16 protein-coding genes are annotated in these 18,867 nt (G+C 77.4%); 8 read left to right on the forward strand and 8 right to left on the reverse strand.

Translation table 11 applies throughout. The features are described 5' to 3' along the window. Positions 1-97: 97 nt before the first annotated feature. Both ACWIX6_RS06885 and ACWIX6_RS06890 read right to left on the reverse strand, forming a co-directional pair. Complete coding sequence (locus ACWIX6_RS06885) at positions 98-1,843, reverse strand: DEAD/DEAH box helicase (protein ID WP_448616096.1); 1,746 nt, start codon at positions 1,841-1,843, stop codon at positions 98-100. Between the two features lie 204 nt (positions 1,844-2,047). After that, on the reverse strand, positions 2,048-3,079 hold the full coding sequence (locus ACWIX6_RS06890; protein ID WP_448616097.1) for a GlxA family transcriptional regulator: 1,032 nt from the start codon (positions 3,077-3,079) through the stop codon (positions 2,048-2,050). 72 nt (positions 3,080-3,151) lie between these two features. Here ACWIX6_RS06890 and ACWIX6_RS06895 point away from each other — a divergent pair, with 72 nt between their 5' ends. After that, positions 3,152-4,468 (forward strand): MFS transporter, encoded by a 1,317-nt coding sequence (locus ACWIX6_RS06895; protein WP_448616098.1) that lies wholly within the window; start codon positions 3,152-3,154, stop codon positions 4,466-4,468. A gap of 85 nt (positions 4,469-4,553) precedes the next feature. Here ACWIX6_RS06895 and ACWIX6_RS06900 read toward each other — a convergent pair whose 3' ends face one another. Further along, the gene (locus ACWIX6_RS06900) at positions 4,554-4,955 is read right to left on the reverse strand and encodes a thiol-disulfide oxidoreductase DCC family protein (RefSeq protein ID WP_448616099.1); all 402 of its coding nucleotides are present in this window, start codon (positions 4,953-4,955) and stop codon (positions 4,554-4,556) included. A gap of 29 nt (positions 4,956-4,984) precedes the next feature. Beyond that, positions 4,985-6,490 (reverse strand): aldehyde dehydrogenase family protein, encoded by a 1,506-nt coding sequence (locus ACWIX6_RS06905; protein ID WP_448616100.1) that lies wholly within the window; start codon positions 6,488-6,490, stop codon positions 4,985-4,987. Between the two features lie 112 nt (positions 6,491-6,602). On the opposite strand from ACWIX6_RS06905, the gene ACWIX6_RS06910 reads away from it, so the two are divergent. After that, positions 6,603-9,578: a sacsin N-terminal ATP-binding-like domain-containing protein gene (locus ACWIX6_RS06910; protein ID WP_448616101.1), complete on the forward strand. Its 2,976-nt coding sequence runs from the start codon at positions 6,603-6,605 to the stop codon at positions 9,576-9,578. Between the two features lie 122 nt (positions 9,579-9,700). On the opposite strand, the gene ACWIX6_RS06915 is transcribed toward ACWIX6_RS06910, so the two are convergent. Together ACWIX6_RS06915 and ACWIX6_RS06920 are read right to left on the reverse strand one after the other, a co-directional pair. Continuing rightward, entirely contained in the window at positions 9,701-10,081 is a 381-nt protein-coding gene (locus ACWIX6_RS06915; RefSeq protein WP_448616102.1) for a hypothetical protein, read from the reverse strand. 222 nt (positions 10,082-10,303) lie between these two features. Further along, positions 10,304-10,651 (reverse strand): hypothetical protein, encoded by a 348-nt coding sequence (locus ACWIX6_RS06920; RefSeq protein ID WP_448616103.1) that lies wholly within the window; start codon positions 10,649-10,651, stop codon positions 10,304-10,306. Positions 10,652-10,744: 93 nt separating this feature from the next. Here ACWIX6_RS06920 and ACWIX6_RS06925 point away from each other — a divergent pair, with 93 nt between their 5' ends. The 3 genes from ACWIX6_RS06925 (at position 10,745) to ACWIX6_RS06935 (ending at position 13,496) form a co-directional block, all read left to right on the forward strand. Further along, positions 10,745-11,866 (forward strand): 5-methyltetrahydropteroyltriglutamate--homocysteine S-methyltransferase, encoded by a 1,122-nt coding sequence (locus tag ACWIX6_RS06925; RefSeq protein WP_448616104.1) that lies wholly within the window; start codon positions 10,745-10,747, stop codon positions 11,864-11,866. A 204-nt stretch (positions 11,867-12,070) separates the two neighbouring features. Further along, a complete protein-coding gene (locus tag ACWIX6_RS06930; RefSeq protein ID WP_448616105.1) occupies positions 12,071-12,418 on the forward strand; it encodes an STAS domain-containing protein in 348 nt (115 codons plus the stop codon). A 130-nt stretch (positions 12,419-12,548) separates the two neighbouring features. Next, positions 12,549-13,496 (forward strand): alpha/beta hydrolase, encoded by a 948-nt coding sequence (locus ACWIX6_RS06935; RefSeq protein ID WP_448616106.1) that lies wholly within the window; start codon positions 12,549-12,551, stop codon positions 13,494-13,496. Positions 13,497-13,515: 19 nt separating this feature from the next. Here ACWIX6_RS06935 and ACWIX6_RS06940 read toward each other — a convergent pair whose 3' ends face one another. Continuing rightward, a complete protein-coding gene (locus ACWIX6_RS06940) occupies positions 13,516-14,379 on the reverse strand; it encodes a DUF1206 domain-containing protein (protein ID WP_448616107.1) in 864 nt (287 codons plus the stop codon). An 82-nt stretch (positions 14,380-14,461) separates the two neighbouring features. Then, complete coding sequence (locus ACWIX6_RS06945) at positions 14,462-15,298, reverse strand: DUF1206 domain-containing protein (RefSeq protein WP_448616108.1); 837 nt, start codon at positions 15,296-15,298, stop codon at positions 14,462-14,464. A 179-nt stretch (positions 15,299-15,477) separates the two neighbouring features. Here ACWIX6_RS06945 and ACWIX6_RS06950 point away from each other — a divergent pair, with 179 nt between their 5' ends. The 3 genes from ACWIX6_RS06950 (at position 15,478) to ACWIX6_RS06960 (ending at position 18,784) form a co-directional block, all read left to right on the forward strand. Next, on the forward strand, positions 15,478-16,104 hold the full coding sequence (locus tag ACWIX6_RS06950; RefSeq protein ID WP_448616109.1) for a hypothetical protein: 627 nt from the start codon (positions 15,478-15,480) through the stop codon (positions 16,102-16,104). A 344-nt stretch (positions 16,105-16,448) separates the two neighbouring features. Further along, positions 16,449-17,216: a phosphodiesterase gene (locus tag ACWIX6_RS06955; protein ID WP_448616110.1), complete on the forward strand. Its 768-nt coding sequence runs from the start codon at positions 16,449-16,451 to the stop codon at positions 17,214-17,216. Next, positions 17,213-18,784, forward strand: coding sequence for an SIR2 family protein (locus ACWIX6_RS06960; protein ID WP_448616111.1), 1,572 nt, complete (start codon positions 17,213-17,215; stop codon positions 18,782-18,784). Before ACWIX6_RS06955 ends, ACWIX6_RS06960 begins: the two co-directional genes overlap by 4 nt. Positions 18,785-18,867: the final 83 nt, after the last annotated feature.

The raw sequence follows: 18,867 nt of genomic DNA on the forward strand, positions 1-18,867 counted from the left end.
CCGCCCGCCCGCCGGGCGGGGGCCCCGACGACAACGGGCCGGTGGTGGTCACCGTCCACGGATGACCACCACCGGCCCGTTCTCGAGGCTGCCGGGGTCAGCGCCCGGAGCGTCCCCTGCCCCGGCTGCCGCCGGCCGGGGGCTGACCCGCGCGGGCGGCGAGCTCGGCGCGGGTGCGCGCCGGCCCCTGCGAGCGGCCGGCCGACGAGCCGGAGCCCGAGCCGGAGCCGCGGCCGGACCGGCCGGACGGCGACGGCGCGCCACCGCCCCCGCTGCGGCGGCGACCGCCACCGCCCGTGCCCTGCGGCTGCGGAGCCGGTGCCGGGGCGGGCTCGACGTGGGGCGCGGCCGGCCCGGTGAGCGCGGTGATCTCCCGGGCGCCGGGCTTGATCGCCGCGACCTCGGGGGTGATGCCGGCCTGGCGGGTCAGCAGCCGCACCTCACCGGCCTGGTCGGGGGTGGCGATGGTGACGACGATGCCGCCGGCACCGGCCCGGGCGGTCCGGCCCGAGCGGTGCAGGTAGGCCTTGTGCTCGGCCGGCGGGTCGACGTGCACCACGAGCGCGACGTCGTCCACGTGGATGCCGCGGGCGGCGATGTCGGTCGCGCACATGACCCGGGTCTCCCCGGAGCTGAACGCCTCGAGGTTGCGCTCGCGGGCGTTCTGGCTGAGGTTCCCGTGCAGGTCGACCGCGGGCACGCCGGCCGCGGTGAGCTGCTTGGCCAGCTTCTTGGCCTGGTGCTTGGTGCGGGTGAACAGCACGCTGCGGCCCAGGCCGGAGGCGAGCTCGGTGACGATCTGCGGCTTGTCGGCCGCGTCGACCCGGAACACGTGGTGGGTCATGGTGGCGACCGGGGCGACGGCCGGGTCGACCGAGTGGGTGGTCGGCCGGTCCAGGTAGCGCTTGACCAGCACGTCGACGCCGTTGTCCAGGGTGGCGGAGAACAGCAGCCGCTGCCCGACCTTGGGGGTGCGGTCCAGCAGCCGCTTGACCCCGGGCAGGAAGCCCAGGTCGGCCATGTGGTCGGCCTCGTCGAGGATGGTCACCTCGACGGCGCCCAGGTCGGCGTGCCCCTGGCCGATGAGGTCCTCCAGCCGACCCGGGCAGGCGATCAGCACGTCGACGCCGGCGGCCAGCGCCGACACCTGCGGGTTCTGGCCGACCCCGCCGAAGACGACGGTGGTGCGCATGCCGAGCGCGCGGGCCAGCGGGTCGACGACGGCGGCGACCTGGTTGGCCAGCTCGCGGGTCGGCACCAGGATCAGCGAGCGCGGGCGGCGGGGCTGCCGGCGGGTGGTGGAGGCGGCCAGCCGGGCGACCAGCGGGAGGCTGAAGGCCAGCGTCTTGCCCGAGCCGGTGCGCCCGCGGCCGAGCACGTCGCGCCCGGCGAGGGTGTCGGGCAGCGTGGCGACCTGGATCGGGAAGGGCGCGGTGATGCCGCTGGCGGTGAGCACCTCGACCAGCGGGGCCGGGACGCCCAGGTCGGCGAAGGTGGTGTCCGTCGGCAGGACGGTGGCCTCGTCCCCGACCGGGACGACGGCCGCGGTGGAGGTGTCGGCCACCGGCGCGGACGGCGCGTCGGTGCGCGGGGCGCCGGCGTCCTCCGGGCGGGGGCCGACGCCGCGGCCGCGGGTGCCGCGCCGGCGGCGGTTCCGCGGGCCGTCGCCGTGCTCGGCGGCCGGGCCGGAGCCGGCGGGGGCGGGGGAGGGGCCGGCCGGGGCGTGCGCCGCCGGGCCGGGGGTGTGCGGCTGGCCGCTGGGGGCCGTGGCGGGCCGGGTGGCGCGGCGGCGCGGGCGGTCGGCGCCGCCGTGCTGGGCAGGGCTGGACGAAGGGGTGGTCACGTGGGTCCTCGGGGAGTCCGGTGGCTCCCGTCGGTCCGCCGGGCGCGGGGCCGCCTCGATGGGGCCGCGTCGCGTGCATCCGGGTCGGACGTCGGGTCGCCGGCGCGCCTCGGTGGCGCTGCCTCGCGCCGACGTCGAGTCCTTGCCGCTCTCGGATGAGCGGGGGGCGGCGCCGGTGCACCCCACTCTGCCAGACGCCGCGGCTCAGGACGGGGAGGCGGAGGAGTCCCTGATCACATCGGGGGTGCCGCGGAAGGTCCGGCGGTAGGCCAGCGGCGCGACCCCGATGGCGCTGTGCAGGTGCTGGCGCAGCGACGCCGTCGTCCCGAAGCCGGCGTCGGCGGCGACCCGCTCCACCGGCGTGTCGGTGGACTCGAGCAGCCGCCGGGCCAGTGCCACCCGCTGCTGGGTCAGCCAGCGGGCCGGGCTCAGCCCGGTCTCCTGCCGGAAGCGGCGGGTGAAGCTGCGCACGCTCATCGCGGAGTGTGCGGCGAGGTCGGCCAGCGACAGCGGCTCGCCCAGCCGGTCCAGCGCCCACTGTCGGGTCGCCGCCGTCCCGCTGTCCCCGACGTCGGGGACCGGGCGCTCGATGAACTGGGACTGGCCGCCGTCCCGCCAGGGGGGGACGACGCTGCGCCGGGCGACCCGGTTGGCCACCTCGGCGCCGTGGTCGCGCCGGACCAGGTGCAGCAGCAGGTCGATGCCGGCCGCGTTGCCGGCCGAGGTGAGCACCTCGCCGTCGTCGACGAACAGCACGTCGGGGTCCAGGTCCACCGACGGGAAGAGCCGCGCGAACGCCGCGCTGTGCATCCAGTGCGTGGTCGCCGGGCGGCCGTCCAGCAGGCCGGCGGCGGCGAGGACGAAGGCGCCGGTGCAGATGGAGACCAGCCGGGCGGAGCCGGCGGCCCGGCGCAGCGCCTCGCCGAGCTCGGCCGACACGGTCCCGTCGGTCATCGCGGACCCGCCGTACACCCCGGGGACGACGACGGTCTCCGCCCCCTCCAGCGCCGAGGCGTCGTGCTCGGGCAGCACCGAGTAGCCGGCCGAGGTCCGCACCGGCCCGCCGTCCAGGGTGGCCACCCGGACCCGGTACAGCGGGCGGTCGGCGGCGTCGACCGCGCTGCCCAGGAACCGGTGCGGCAGGCCGAGCTCGAAGGCCACGGTGTTCGGCAGGGCGAGGACGACGACCTCGTGCCGCCGGGGCACCACGGTGGTGGTTCCGACCGGTCGAGACATGGCCGGATCCTTGCACATGCTGGCCGACCGGCCACTGGCCACGGCGCCGCCCGACCCGGAGGATCTGGCGACGTGACCACCGCGCTGTCCCCCCGCGTCCACCGCGTGCACCCAGCGTGGTGGGTGGCGGCCGTGACGTTCCTGGCCCTGATCGGCGCCGCCGCGTTCCGCGCCGTCCCCGGGGTCCTGATCGACCCGTTGCGCGACGAGTTCGGCTGGTCGCTGTCCACCATCTCGCTGGCGGTGGCGATCAACCTGGCGCTCTACGGCGTCACCGCGCCGTTCGCCGCGGCCCTCATGGACCGGTTCGGCATCCGCCGGGTCGTCATCACCGCGCTGCTGGTGGTGGCCGTGGGCAGCGGGCTGACCGTGTTCATGACCGCGAGCTGGCAGCTGCTCCTGCTGTGGGGGGTGCTGGTCGGCCTGGGCACCGGGTCGATGGCGCTGTCGCTGGTGGCCACGGTGAGCGGCCGGTGGTTCGTCGCCCGCCGCGGCCTGGTGTCCGGTGTGCTCACCGCGGCCGGGGCCACCGGCCAGCTGGTGTTCCTGCCGGTCGTGGCGCTGGTCAGCGAGCGCTGGGGTTGGCGCCCGGCGGCCCTCGGCACGGCCGCGGCCGCGCTCGCCGTCGTCCCGTTCGTGGCCTGGCTGCTGCGCGACCGGCCGCGCGACCTGGGCGTGGCGCCGTACGGCGGCACCTCGGCCGACGACGTGGACCCGGTGCGCGGCAACCCGGCGCGCACCGCGATCGAGGGGCTGACCCAGGCCGTCCGGACCCGGCCGTTCTGGCTGCTGGCCGGCGGGTTCCTGATCTGCGGCGCCTCCACCAACGGCCTGGTGCAGCCGCACTTCATCCCCGCGGCGCACGACCACGGCATGCCGGTGACGACGGCCGCGGCGCTGCTGGCGGTGGTCGGCGTCTTCGACGTCGTCGGCACGGTGTTCTCCGGCTGGCTCACCGACCGGCTCGACCCGCGGCTGCTGCTCCTGGCGTACTACGCGCTGCGCGGGCTGTCGCTGTTCCTGCTGCCGCAGCTGTTCGGCACCGACCTCCAGGTCAGCATGATCGCGTTCATCGTCTTCTACGGCCTGGACTGGGTCGCCACCGTGCCGCCGACGCTGGCGCTGTGCCGGGAGTACTTCGGCGCCCGCGCGCCGGTGGTCTTCGGCTGGGTCTTCGCCTCGCACCAGGTGGGTGCGGCGCTGGCCGCCTTCGGGGCGGGCGTGATCCGCGACGTGACCGGTTCCTACGACGGCGCCTGGTACGCCGCCGCGCTGCTCTGCCTGATCGCCGCCGCGCTGTCCGTCTCCATCCGCCGCCGGCCGACCCCGCCGGAGACCGCGCTGCCCGTCGAACCGACCCCCGCGGCCGCGGCCGAGGCCCACGGCTGACCCCCGGGCGCGCTTTCGGTACCGAATGTGCGCCTGGGGGATCAGCGCACCGGCCGTGCCACGGCTCCCGTCGTGGACCGTGGGCTCATCCTGGAGGCGGCCCGGCAGCACCGGCTCCCGGCGGCGGGACGCGACAGGCGGCCGTGCCGCCGGGCAGCCGGTACCGATTGGCGGCGACCAGCCGGTAGACCCAGGGTGCGACCCAGCTGAGCGGCGGCAGCAACAGCAGGGCGCCGGGGACCGACCACCAGCCGCCCGCCGAGCGCAGCGCCTGGGCCACCGCCGGTGCGCCGCCGCTCACCGCGCCGTCCCGCCCGATCCAGAGCACCTCCGACCGTGCCCGCTCCGCGGTCACCCCGGCCGACGCCAGGTCGAACCGCTGCCAGGGGACCACCACGCAGTCGCCGGGCAGCACCCGCGCGGCCACGGCGGCGCAGCGGCTGCAGAAGGCGAAGTCGCCGTCGAACACGAGCGTCGGTGGCGGCATGGAGGACTCCTGGGCTCGGGGGAGTCGGATCAGCGCCGGCCGTGCACCAGGCGCATCACGCCGGCGAGGACGTCGGCGGCCCGGGCCGGGCGGCCGAAGCTCATCATCTCGATCGGCAGTGGGAACCGCCGGCGGGTGATCGCCTTGGCGCGGGCGAACTCGCGCAGGCCGTCCTCGCCGTGGATCCGGCCGAAGCCGCTCTCGCCGATCCCGCCGAAGGGCAGCGCGGGGACCGAGGCGAAGGTCAGCACCGAGTTGATCGACGTCATGCCGCTGCGCATCCGGCGGGCGAGGTCCATCGCCCGGGCCGGGGTCCCGCTGAACACCGAGCCGCCCAGCCCCATCGTCGAGTCGTTGGCCCGCCGCAGCGCCTCCTCGGCGTCGGTCACCTCGGTGATGGTCAGCGTCGGCCCGAAGGTCTCCTCGCGCACCGCGGCCGAGGTCTCCGGCACGTCCAGCAGCACGGTCGGGGCGACGTAGCCGCCCTCCACGGCGCCGCCGGCGGCGACCCGGCCACCGGCTGCGCGGGCGTCGTCCAGGTGCCGGCGGACGACGTCGGTCTGGCTCGCCATGGTCATCGGGCCGTAGCTGGCGGCGTCGTCCGCGCCCGGGCGCAGGCCGCCCACCTGGCGGGTCACCTCGGCCACGAACCGGTCATAGACCGCCGAGGTGGCGTACACCCGCTCGATGCCGATGCAGGTCTGCCCGGCGTTGCTCATCCCGCCCCACACCGCAGCGTCCGCCGCGGCGGCCACGTCGGCGTCGTCGTCGACGATCATGGCGTCCTTGCCGCCGCACTCCATGAGCACCGGGGTGAGCGTCTCCGCGCAGGTGGCCATCACCTTCCGGCCGGTGGCGGCCGACCCGGTGAACGCCAGCTTGCCGACGCCGGCCCGGCACAGCGCGGCGCCGGTCGACCCGTCGCCGGTGACGACCTGGAGGGCGTCGGCGACGTCCGGGACGGCGGCCCGCCAGGCGTCGGCCAGCCAGCTGCCGACCGCGGGGGTGTGCTCGCTGGGCTTGAAGACGACGGCGTTCCCGGCGGCCAGCGCGTAGGCGATCGAGCCCATCGGGGTGAACACCGGGTAGTTCCACGGGCCGATCACGCCGACCACGCCCAGCGGCTGGTACTCCAGGTGGGCGGCGTGGTTGGCCGCCAGCAGGCCCGCCCGCACCCGGCGCGGGCCGAGGGTCCGCGGTGCGTGCGCCGCGGCCCAGGCGAGGTGGTCGATGGCCAGGGTGGCCTCCAGGACGGCGTCGGCGCGCGGCTTGCCGTTCTCCCGGTGCACCAGGTCGGCCAGCTCGTGGACCCGCCGCGCGACGTGCCCGCGGTAGGCGGCCAGCCGCAGCCGCCGCTCGGCGAAGCCCAGGGCGGCCCACTCCTCCGCCGCGGTGCGGGCGCGGGCGACGGCGGCGGCCACCGCGTCGGCGTCCTGCACCGGGAAGACGCCGACCACCGCACCCGACGCCGGGTCGGTGGAGGTGAACGTGCCGGTCGCCGGGTCCCGGTCGTCGACGGGGTCGGGGAGCGCCATGCTGCGGCAGGCTACCCACCGGTAGCCCACGGCGCCGGGGCGCCGCCGGACCGCCGCCGGACCGCCGCGACCGGTGACCGGGGGACGGCGGCCGCGGCGACATACTCGGGCGGTGGCCGACCCCGCTGAGCTGCGCCGTCGCGTGCTCGCCGCCTGGACCGACTCCCCGGCCCGCTTCCGGGAGGACGCGAACGCCGAGGAGGACCTGGTCCGCGGCGGCTACCGGGACCGGTTGCTAGTCGAGCTGGCGCAGAACGCCGCCGACGCCGCTTCCCGCGCCGGGGTCCCCGGCCGGCTCCGGCTCGAGCTCGCCGGCGGCGTGCTGCGCGCCGCCAACACCGGGGCGCCGCTCGACGACGCCGGCGTGCAGGCGCTGGCCACCCTGCGCGCCTCGGCCAAGCGGGACGAGCCGGGCAGCGTCGGCCGGTTCGGGGTCGGCTTCGCCGCCGTCCTCGCGGTCAGCGACGCGCCCGCCGTCCGGTCCATCGGGCGGTCTGTCCGGTTCAGCGCCGAGGACACCCGGGCGGCCGTCGCCGCGGTCCCGGCGCTGGCCGGGGAGCTGGCCCGCCGCGGCGGCACCGTGCCGGTCCTGCGCCTGCCGTTCGAGGACGACGGCGCGCCACCCTCCGGCTTCGCCACCGAGGTCGTGCTGCCGCTGCGCCCCGGGTCGGAGGACGCCGTCCGGGCGGCCCTGACCGCGCTCGAGGCCGAGCTGCTGCTGGCCCTGCCCGGGCTCAGCGAGGTCGACGTCGTCCTCGACGGCGCCGTCCGGCGGCTGTCCGCCGCGCTCTCGGTACCGAGAGCACACGTGACGGACGGCGACCGGACGACGGCCTGGCACGTGCTGCGCCGTTCCGGGGAGCTGCCGGCGGTGCTGCTCGCCGACCGGCCGGTCGAGGAGCGGGACCGCCGTGCCTGGACCCTCACCTGGGCCGTGCCCCTGGACGACGGCCGCCCGCGCCCGCTGGCCGGCCGGCAGGTGCTGCACTCACCGACCGCGAGCGACGAGCCGCTGTCCCTGCCCGCCCGGTTGATCGCACCGTTCCCGCTCGGGCCGGACCGGCGGCACGTCGTCCCCGGGCCGGTGACCGACGCCCTCGTCGCCGCGGCCGCCGACGCCTACGCCGACCTGCTCACCGAGCTGGCGTCGGTCGAGGACCCCGACCCGGTGCTGCTCGGGTTCGTGCCGCAGGCCGCGCTGGCCGCCGCGGAGCTCGACGCGGCGCTCGGTGGTGCGGTGCTGGACCGGCTGACCGCTGCCGCCTGGCTGCCGGCCGCCGGGGAGCCGGCCCTGCAGCGCCCCGACCGGGCCGTCGCCCTGGACGACCCGGTCCCCGAGCGGGTCGCCGCGCTCACCGGGGTGCTGCCCGGCCTGCTCCCGGCCGGCTGGTCGCGGCGCGACGCCGCCCGGGCGCTGCGGGTCCTCGGCGTGCGGCGGGCCGGGCTCGCCGAGGTGGTCGAGGCGGTCCGCGGCGTGCACCGCCCTCCGCAGTGGTGGGCCGCCTTGTACGCGGCGCTCGCCGACGCCGACCGGGATGAGCTCGCCGGGCTGCCGGTGCCGCTGGCCGACGGCCGGACCGCGCACAGCCCGGCTGGGGTGCTGCTCGCCGACGAGGCCGTGCCGGTGGACCGGCTCGCCCCGCTCGGGCTGCCGATCGCCGACCCGGCCGCGGCGGCCGGCCCGGCCCGGCGGGTGCTGGAACGGCTCGGCGCCCGGCCGGCCACCGCGGCCGCGGTGCTGGCCGACCCGAAGGTGCGGACGGGGGTGGAGACGTCGCTGGAGCGCGCGGACGACGGCGACCCCGACGAGCAGGACGACGTCGAGGACGTGGCCGCCGCGGTGCTCGGCCTGGTCGCCGCCGCGGGCACCGCGCCGGGGGAGCTGCCGTGGCTGGCCGACCTGGCACTGCCGGACGACGACGGGGGCTGGGCCGCGGCGGGCGAGCTGGTGCTGCCCGGCTCGGCGCTGGCCGCGGCGCTCGAACCGGGCTCGCTGGGCACCCTGGACGCCGACTTCGCCGCCGGACAGGACCCCGCGGCCCTGCGGGCGGTCGGGGTGCTGGACACCTTCGCCGTGCTCGCCGCCGAGGACCCGGACGACCTCGACGTCGACCGCGTCGGGGACTGGGTGGACGCCGTGCTCGACCGGCTGCCCCCGGACGCCCCGCCGCCGGCCTGGCCGCCGCTGACCGCCGTCCGGGACCTCGAGCTGGTGCGCGACTGGCCCCGGGCGCTGCCGCTGCTGGCCGCGCTGCCGCCCGCCGCCCGGGCCGACGTCGACCTGGGCGGCACCGTCGTCCCCGGGTACCTGCGCTGGTGGCTGCGCACGTCCCCCGTGCTCGGCGGCCGGCGCCCGGACCGGCTGCGGCACCCGGCGAGCACGGAGCTACAGGGACTGTACGAACCCGCTCCGCCGCTGGACGACGCCGTCCTGGCGCTGGTCGCGCCCCCCGCCACGCTGACCGACGTGCTCGCCGACGTCGACGACGCCCTGGACCTGCTGGACCGGCTCGGCGACCCGGCACGCACCGTGCCGCCGCTGGTGCTGCGGCACGTGTACGCCCGGCTGGCCGCGGCGCTCGACGGCGTCGACGTCTCCCCGCCGGACCGGGTACGGGTGGCTCCGGCGCAGGTCAGCGCTGAGGCGGTGGTCCTGGACGCGCCGTGGTTACAGCCACTGGTCGATCGGGACGTGGTGCCGGCCGGCGGCGCTCCCGGCCCGGTGGCCGACCTGCTGGACCTGCCGTTGGCCAGCGAGGTGGTCCGCGCCCGGCCGACCAGCCGCCCGGACCGCGAGCTGGACTGGGCCGCCGTCCCCGGTGCCGACCTGGCCGCCGCCCGGCTCGGCGTGCCGGCGCTGACCGGCCGGGTGGCGGTGCACCGGCGGCTGACCGTGACCGGCGACCGCGCGGTGCCCTGGTGGCCGGCGGACGGCGCCGGGGCCGACGCCGTGGACGGGAGCCCGGCGGCGCTCGGTCGGGCACTGGCCTGGCGGGCCGGCGCCTGGCCGCTCCGCCAGGCGCTGGCCGAGGCCTTCGCCCACCCCGACCAGGCGGCCCGGCTGGCCGCCGAGGACGCCGTCGAGTAGCGGCGGCGTCCCGGCCCCGTCCCGGCCCCGTGCCGGCCCCGTCCCGGCCCCGGGGTCGTGATGGCCCTCCTGCAGGGGCCCGTCGCGAGCGTGCGAGCGATGGGGGGCAGGAGGGTCCTTCTTCAGAACCAGCGCGGGGCGGCCTGGGCGCCGGGGGCGTGGCCGTGCCGGCTGTCGGCCCGGCCGGTCCGTCCGGCCGGACGGTCCCCGCCCCGCGGCGCCGGCGCGTTGGCCAGCCAGGCGGCGTGCAGCGACAGCCACTGCGCGGTGGTCAGGTCCGCGGCCCGGGCCGTCGGTGCCACCCCCTCGGCGTGCAGCCAGCGCACACCGGCGGTGCCAGGCAGCTGTCCGCGCAGCGCGGCGCCGAGCGCCGGCCGGCGGGCGGCCCCGGGGGAGGTGAGCAGGGCGTGCACCAGCCGGTCGAAACCGGGCTGCGCCTCGTCGGCGAGCTGGGCGCGGGCCTCGGCGACGGCGGCGGGCAGGACGGCGGTGGGTCGTGACACGGGGGCCTCCAGGAGGTGGGCAGGGCTGCCCGCGGCGTCCGGCAGGCAGCCGGGAACGGGGAGGGAGCGGTCGCGGGCGGGTCGCTGAGGACCGCCGGCGACGGCGGGCGCCGAGGTGCGCCCGCGGCGGTCAGCTCAGGAGGTGCGCAGCCGCAGAGAGGAGGTGCCCATGCCCGGAGACCCTAGGGCTCCTGCCCGCCGGGGTCGACCGGTTTTCCCGGCTCAGGACGGACGGCGCTCGGCCGCCTCCCGCTCGGCTGCCTTCCGCTCGGCGTCCTCGCGCCTGGCGGCGAGCTTGGCCTGGTGCGCGGCGTACCGGGCCCGGTCCGCCTCGATGGCGTCCTTGTTCCTGACCTTGTCCCGTTCCCGCTTGGCCGCCCGACGCTGCGAGCGGGCGAGCTCGCGGGCCGCGTAGTCGGGGTGCTGATCGTAGCTGCCGGCCAGGAACACGACGACGACGCCGATGGCGCCGAAGATGCCGACGAACGCCCCGAGCACCGGGTCGACGAGGAAGGCGAGCACGCTCAGGACGACCCAGGCGACCCCGGACACGACGACCCACTTGGACATGCCCCCAGTATCCGCCCGCCGGCGGGACGGCCGGTGACCGCTCCGGCGGGCTCCCGGGCTCCCGACCGGGGCCGGCTGCGGCATGCTGACCCCATGCCCGACGTCTCCGGCCCCCCGTTCCGCGCCGACCACGTCGGCAGCCTGCTGCGGCCCAAGGGGCTGCTCGACGCCCGCGCCCGGCACGCGGCCGGCGAGATCGACGCCGACGAGCTGCGAGGGATGGAGGACGAGGCGATCGCCGACGTCGTCCGGCTGCAGGAGGACGTCGGCCTGTCCACGGCGACCGACGGCGAGTTCCGCCGCGCCTCGTGGCACATGGACTTCATCTACGCCATCAACGGGATCAGCAAGGTCCAGCAGAACATCGCGGTGCACTTCAAGAACGCCGACGGGACGATCGACTTCACCCCGGCCGGACTGCACGTCGACGGCCCGCTGTCCATCGACGAGCCGATCTTCGCCGCGGACTTCGGCTACCTGCAGGGCCAGGTGTCCGACCGGCAGACCGCGAAGCTGACGATCCCCTCGCCCTCGATGGTCCACTACCGCGGCGGCCCGGCGGCGATCGACCCGGCGGTCTACCCCGACGAGGACTCCTTCTGGGACGCCCTGTCGGCGGCCTATCGCCAGCAGGTGCAGGGCATCGCCGCCCAGGGCTGCCGCTACCTGCAACTGGACGACACGTCGCTGGCGTACCTCAACGACCCGGCCCAGCGCGCCGAGCTCGCCGAGCAGGGCCGGGACGCCGAGCACCAGCACGAGCGCTACATCCGGCAGATCAACGCGGCGCTCACCGGGCGGCCGGCGGGGCTGACGGTGACCACGCACATGTGCCGGGGCAACTTCCGCTCCTCCTGGGTGGCCGAGGGCGGGTACGACTTCGTCGCCGAGGCGCTGTTCGGCGGACTGGAGGTCGACGGGTTCTTCCTGGAGTTCGACGACGCCCGCTCGGGGGGCTTCGAGCCGCTGCGCTTCGTGCCGCCGGGCAAGCGCGTCGTCCTGGGCCTGGTTACCACCAAGCGGCCGGAGCTGGAGAGCAAGGACGACCTCAAGCGGCGCATCGACGAGGCGTCGCGGTACGTGCCGCTGGAGCAGCTGGCCCTATCCCCGCAGTGCGGGTTCTCCTCCACGGTGGAGGGCAACGCGCTCACCCGTGACGAGCAGGTCGCCAAGCTGGCGCTGGTGGTGGAGACCGCACAGGAGGTCTGGGGCTGACCTCCGAGCCCCGGCCGGTGGGCCGGACGGGGTCGGAGGACCCGGCCTGGTCGGGTACGCCACGCCGGACGCCTCTTGCGCACAACCGATCTGGTCCCTAACGTCAGGTGCGCGGTTCAACCAACAGCCGCGATCGGGCGAACCCAGTCCGACGCACCTGCCGGTGGGTCCCGCCGCCGGCCTGTCAGGTCCGCGGAGGCGTCCATGACCGCACTTCCTGTAGAGATCGATCCCACCCGTGGCGACGTCCAGGTGAGCACCTCGTCCGAGGGCTGCACCGTCACCGTCGCAGGGGAGATCGACTCCTCGACCGCTCCGGGCCTGCGCGAGTGCCTCCTCGAGGTGCTCGCCCGTCCTGCCACCACACCGGTGGAGGTGGACCTGTCCCAGGTCACCTTCCTCGACTCCGCCGGCCTGTCCGCGCTGGCCACCGCGCACCGTGCGGCGACCGCCGCCGGCCGGGTACTGCTCGTGCGCTGCGGCACCGCGCGCGCCGTCGTCCGCCCGCTGCAGATCACCGGGCTCTGGGACGTCTTCACCGTCGTCGACTGAGGAAGGACCCCGTCCTCCCCACCCTTCGCAGGCTCAGGGCGGGGCCCGGGACGGGGCCGGAGGAGCAGAGCTCGCAAGGTCGCGCGCAGGCCCCTGAGGTGCCGGGTGACGGGTGGGCCAGGATGGCCCGGTGGACGCCGACGTCACCCTGCCGCCCCAGCTCCACCCCGAGCTGGCCGACCTGCTGACCCGGCTGGACCCGCTGCTCCGGCCCCCGGCGAAGGTCGTCGGGCTGGAGGCCGCCCGGCGCCGGTTCAGCGACCTGCTGACCCAGGGGCTGGCCGGCGGTCCCGACGTCCCCTGCGCCGAGGTCGACCTCGGCGACGGCCTGCGCGGGCTGGTCCACCGCCCGGAGGACCCCCAGGGCGCCACGGTCGTCTTCCTGCACGGCGGCGGGTGGACCGTCGGCAGCGTCGCCGACTACGCCGGGCTGGCCCGCCGGCTGGCGGCGCGGCTGCCGGCCGTCGTGCTGTCCGTGGAGTACCGCCGGGCGCCCGAGCACCCGTTCCCGGCGGCGGTCGAGGACGCCGTGGCGGCCACCCGCTGGGCGCTCGACTCCGCCGGCGAGCTGGGCGGGGACCCGAGTCGGGTCGCCGTCGCCGGGGACAGCGGCGGCGGCAACCTGGCCGCGGTCGTCTGCCAGCAGCTGCGGGACGCCGGCGGTCCGCAGCCGGCGGCGCAGCTGCTGCTGTACCCCAACGTGGCCCGGGGCGCCGACCAGCCCTCGGTGCGCGAGTTCGGCCGGCTGCCGTTCCTGACCCTGGCCGACATGGCCTGGTACACCCGCCAGTACGTGCCGTCCGGCGTCGACCTGGGCGACCCGCGGATCAGCCCCGCCGAGGGCCGCCTCGACGGGCTGCCCCCGGCGCTGCTGGTGACCGCGGGCGTCGACGCGCTGCGCGACTCCGGCCGGGACCACGCCCAGGCGCTGCGGGCCGCCGGCGGAGTGGTCGAGGCGCTCGACGTCCCCGGCATGCCGCACGGCTTCGCCCACCTGGTCGCCCTCTCCCCGGCGGCGGACGAGGCGCTGGAGGGGGTGCTGGCCAGGGCGTCGGCCCTGCTGCACGGCCGGCGCTGAGCCGACGGCCGGCCGGGGGTCAGCTCGACGGGTCCCGGTCGGGGTAGCGGGCCCGGGCCAGGGCGTAGACGCCGAAGGCGGCGAAGCCGACGGCCACCGCGGTGAGCAGCCACTGCCCGGTCGGCACCGCCCCGATGGCGTTGAGCGCCCCGTCCAGACCGGTCGCCGTGGACACGTCCGCGGTCGCCGCCGCGTACACCAGCAGCCCGCCGGAGACGGCGAAGGCGACCCCCTTGGCCACGTAGCCGACCTGGCCGATCCGCAGGATGACCGGCTCGTAGCGGTCGGGCGCGGCGTCCAGGTCGATGTCCTTCATGAACCCGCCGGTGACCCCGCGCAGCGCCACGTAGCCGCCGACGCCGAGGACGCCGATCCCCACGGCCACGACCAGTACCGCGCCGCCGGGCACCTCCAGCGTCTCGTCGGTGAGCTCGCGGAACCGCTCGGCGGCGCGGTACTCGGCGCCCACGGCGAAGAACAGCCCGGTCACCCCCAGGACGGCGTAGACCACCGCCTTCGCCCCGCACTTCGCGCACACGTAGGCGACCTTCAGCCGGTGCCCCGGCCGGAGCAGGCCGGTCCACCAGCGCAGCACCTCACCGGCCTGCCACAGCGACAGCGACAGCAGGCCCAGCCCGATCACCCACAGCAGCAGCCACCCGCCGGCGGTGCTGGCCACGGTGGCCAGCGCACCGGTCTGGTCGGCGTCCTGGGACTGCGGCTGCACGAACCAGGCGATCCGGAAGGCCAGCCAGCCGATGAGCACGTGCAGCACGCCGTAGGCGGCCAGCCCGACCCGGGCCAGGTGGGTGAGCACCGGGTGGTCGGTGACCTCGCGGGCGGAGGCGACGGCGTCGTGCACCCGCTGCAGCACGGCGTTCACCGGCTGATCGTGCCCGACGGCCGGACCGGCCGCCGGTCGGGCGGTCCACGCCCGGGTCAGGTGCGCGGCTCAGCTGCGCGGGTCAGGTGCGCTGGGGGTAGCGGGCGCGGAAGAAGCAGAAGACGCCGTAGGCCGCGATGCCCAGCGCCACCAGCGACAGCAGCCACTTGCCGAACGGCGCGTCGAGCACCGTGCGCAGCGCGCCGTCGAGGCCGGTCGCCTTCGCCGGGTCGAAGGTGATCGCCGCCCAGGCGACCAGCACCCCGACCAGCCCCAGCGCGACGCCCTTGGCGGGGTAGCCGACCTGGCCCAGCCGCTCGACGGCCCGTCGCTGGGACGCCGAGGCCTGCGCGGTGTCGATCTCCTTGAGGAAGCTCTTCTTCAGGCCCTTGCGCACGTGGTGCACGCCGACCCCGATGATCACCAGGGCGGCGATGCCGACGAGGAACCTGCCCCCGGGCCAGGCGAACACGCCGGACACGGTCTGCTGCTGCTGCCCGGAGCTGGACTGGCCGCCGCCGGCGGCGTACCGGAAGGCCAGCACCGCCAGGGCCAGGAACACGATGGTCTTGGCGACGGCCTTGACGACCTTCTTGACCGCCTCCTTGCGGGCCTCGCCGCTGGCCTGCAGGCCGGCGCGGTGCCGCAGCACCTCACCCAGCTGCCAGAGCGCCAGCGCGACCAGGCCCAGGGCCAGCACCCACAGCAGCGGCTTGCCGAACGGCTGCTGGGCCAGCGTGGCCAGCGCGCCGGACTGGTCGGCCGACTGCCCGCCACCGCCCCAGGCCAGCTGCAGGGCCAGCCAGGCGATCAGCAGGTGCACGACGCCGTACGCGATCAGCCCGACGCGGGCGAGGTTCTCCAGCGCATCGCTGTTGCCGGCGCGGTCGGCACTGGATGCGGTGCCCGATCTGGTCACGGTGGTCCCTTCGGTCGCCGGGGTGGCCCGCCCCGGACCGGGTCGTCCTCCCCGTGGCCGCTCAGATTGACACAGCGGAGGGTGCTCCGCGCGACGAACGGGCACGCCATCTGACCAGCGGTTCCGTGCCCGCGCGGGGGCCCGGACGCCGACCGGTCGCGGTGGGGGAGACTGGTCGCGTGACGAACGCTGCGACCGCGGGTGGCCGGGCCGCCGCGGGCACCCGGCCGGCCGACGCCTCCCCGACGACGTGGCCCCGGATGGCCGTGCTCGGAGCCGTCCTGCTGGCCCTCGGCCTGCTCGGCCTGCTGGTGGACGGCGGGGAGCGGCTGCTGCTGGCCGGGCTGGGGGTCCTCGCCGCGGTGCGCGGCGCGACCATGCTGCGCGAGGGCCGGGCGGGGACGCTGAGCCGGGCCGCCGCCGCCTCCGGGGCCCTGGCGGTCTGGCTCGGTGTGGCCGCTGCCGCGGTGGCGCTCCTCTCCGGGACCGCGACCGCGTGGGCGCTCGTGGCCATGCTCGTCCTGGCGGCGCCCGCCCTCGCGCTGGCGGGGGCCGGTCGGGCGGCGTCCGGAGCCGTCGCCGCCGTCGTGCTGGCCGGCGCGGGGCTGCTCGCGGGGACCGGCGGCACCGGCACGCTGCTGGCCGTGGGCACCGCCGTGGTGGCCGGCCTGGTGGCCCTGCTCGGTGCGGCGAACCTGCTCGGCGCGGTCGGCATGTGGCGGATCGCCCGCCGGCCGGCGCCCGCACCGGCCGGCGGCTGCGGTGGCTGCGCCTGCGGCGCGGGAGGCTGCGGCTCCCTCCGCTGACGGTCCCGGCCCGGGGGCGCCGGCGCCGGGACGTCGTCCAGCCGTTCCGAACCGGACACCTCCCCGTCACCGGACGCGGCTAGCGTGGGGACGGGCGGAGGGACACGGGGTCCCGACCGCCCGTGCAGAGGGCCGGGGGCGACCCGGTCGGAGGGGGACGGGCATGCGCACGATCGAGCGTTCGGTGTGGACCTGCGACAACTGCCAGCGGCGCAACACCGCGCCCCGCAAGCGGTGCACCGACTGCGGGACATCCCGGCACTGACGCCCGGCAGGCACCGAGGCCCGGGCAGGCTGCCGGCCGCTCCGCGGTGGATCCCACCGGTGGTGGGTAGGCGGGGGAGGTGCCCGCCCTCGCCGATCTCGCTGACCTGGCCGGCCGCGCGGTCGCCGTCCCCATCGCCGGGCTCACCCGGCTGCGTGGCGACAAGCCGATGCACCCGCGGGGTGCGCTGTTCGCCGCGGTGCTCGAGCGCACCGGCCCGCCGGTGCCCTGGGGGGTCGGCTGGCTGGACGAGCGGACCGACTCCCCGGCGTCGGTCCGGTTCTCCCGCGGCGTCGGCCTGCCCGAGCCGTGGCCGGACCTGCTGGGCCTGGCCGTGCGGCTGCCCGCCGCCGGGCCGGGCGGCCGACCGGTCGACCTGCTGTTCTCCTCCACCGGCCGGGGCCGGTGGTCCCGCTGGGTGCCGGTCCTGCGGCGGGACGCCGGCTGCGCCTACGGCTCGCTGATGGGCTACCGCACCGCCGTGGGGACGGTCCGGCTCGCCGCGCTGCCGGAGGGTCCGGCCGAGGCGTCGGACCCGGCCCCGCTGGCGGCCGCGGTGTCCCGGCGCGGGCTGGTGCTCACCCTGGCGGCGTCCCTGGAGGGCGGCGCCTGGGAGCCGTTCGCGCGCCTGCGGGTCGGCGACCCGGCGCGGCCGCTGGACCCCGAGGTGCACGTCGACGCGGTGCTGCACGCCCCTCCCGGGCTGCGCGCCGACGGTCCGATGGCCCGGTTCCGCCGGCCCGCGTACGCCGCCGCCCGCCGGGTCCGGGCCGCCCGGGGCGCCGGCGGACCGGACGGCGCCGTACCGGGGACCGCGGCGCCCGGCGCGGACGGTGGGGCGCGGTGAGCGGCCACGTGTTCGTCGTCGGCGCCGACCTGACCCGGCTGTCCTGCGACGACGTCCTGGTGCCCACCGACCGGTCGCTGCGGGTGGCTGCCAGCTGGGTGCCGCTGCTGCCGGCGGACGTGGTCACCGACGCCGACGACGACGGTGCCTGCGTGGCCGCCCGCTGGTCGGGCGACGAGCGGGTGCTCGCCGTCCCCGGGTCCGGCGACCGGCAGGCCTGGCTGGTCGACACCGTGGACGACGCCGGCCGGGGTCTGCCCTGGCTGCTGGCCGGGGCGCGCGAGGCGCTGGCCGCGGTCGCCCGGCGGGAGGTGCCCAGGCCGGCGCACGGGCGGGCCCGGCGGCTGGTCGGGCTGCCGGCGCTGGGCACCGGGTGGGGCGGCGCGGCGGGACAGCGCGGGGCGCTGCTGCAGCAGCTGCTGCCGGTGCTCCGGCAGGCGGCCGACGAGCACGGCTACGACGTCGCCCTGGTGCTGCGGCGGCCCAGCGACCTGGCCGCCGCGCAGCGGGTGCGCCGCGGCGGGAGCGGCCGCTGGGACCTGCCCGGCGAGTTGCGGACGGTCGCCGAGCAACTGGGCCGGCACGCCCGGGAGGGCCGGCTGGCGGTCTTCCTCGGCGCCGGGGTCAGCGCCGCCGCGGGCCTGCCGACCTGGGAGCAGCTGCTCGACGAGCTGGCGACCCGGGCCGGGATGGACGACGACCTGCGGCGCGGGCTGTCCCAGCTGCCGCCGCAGGACTCCGCCGCGCTGCTGGCGCGCGAGCTGGGCCGCGAGGAGCTCGTCGGCTACGTGCAGCAGCGCTTCGGCCCGGGCCCCTACGCCCTGGCGCACGCGCTGATCGCCGGGCTGCCGGTGCGCGAGTACGTCACCACCAACTACGACCCGCTGGTGGAGCTGGCCGCCGCCGACATCGGCCGGTCGCTGCGGGTGCTGCCCTTCGACGGGACCACCCCGGACGGCGCGTGGCTGGTCAAGCTGCACGGGGACGCCGGCCACCCGGACAGCATCGTGCTCACCCGCGAGCAGTACCTGCGTTCCGGTGACGCGGGCAGCGCGCTCGCCGGGGTGCTGGAGTCGCTGCTGCTCACCCGGCACGTGCTCTTCGTGGGCACGTCGATGCTGGACGACGACCTGATCCGGATCGCCCACCAGGTGCGCACCGCGCTGGAGGGGCGGGTGGACGTCGACTCCCGGCGCAGCGGGACCGTGCTGGCGCTGCAGGAGGACCCGGTTCGGGCCCGGCTGTGGGAGCGGGACGTCGACACCGTGGCGATGGCCGGCCCCGACGTCCCGGCCGGCGAGGCCGCTCGCCGGCTGGAGGTGCTGCTGGACCTGCTCGGCTGCCTGTCCAGCCGGCCCACCGGCTACCTGCTCGACCCCGCCTACCGGGGACTGCTGGACGAGGAGGAGGTGGCCCTGTCCACCGCGCTCGGCCGGGTCGCGGCGGAGATCGCCGGCGGCTCGGGGGAGAGCTGGGCGGGGCAGGAGGTCCGCGAGCTGCTGACCCGGCTGGGCCACGAGGACCCGACCCGCGGGGACGACGGCGCCGGCCCGGGGGTGGCCGCGTGAGCGACGCCGGGACGGGTGCGGCCCATGGCGCGGATGTGGATACCGGACGGTCCCGTCGCGTAGGTTCGGACCCATGCTCGTGA

It is taken from the genome of Modestobacter sp. URMC 112, assembly GCF_053502575.1.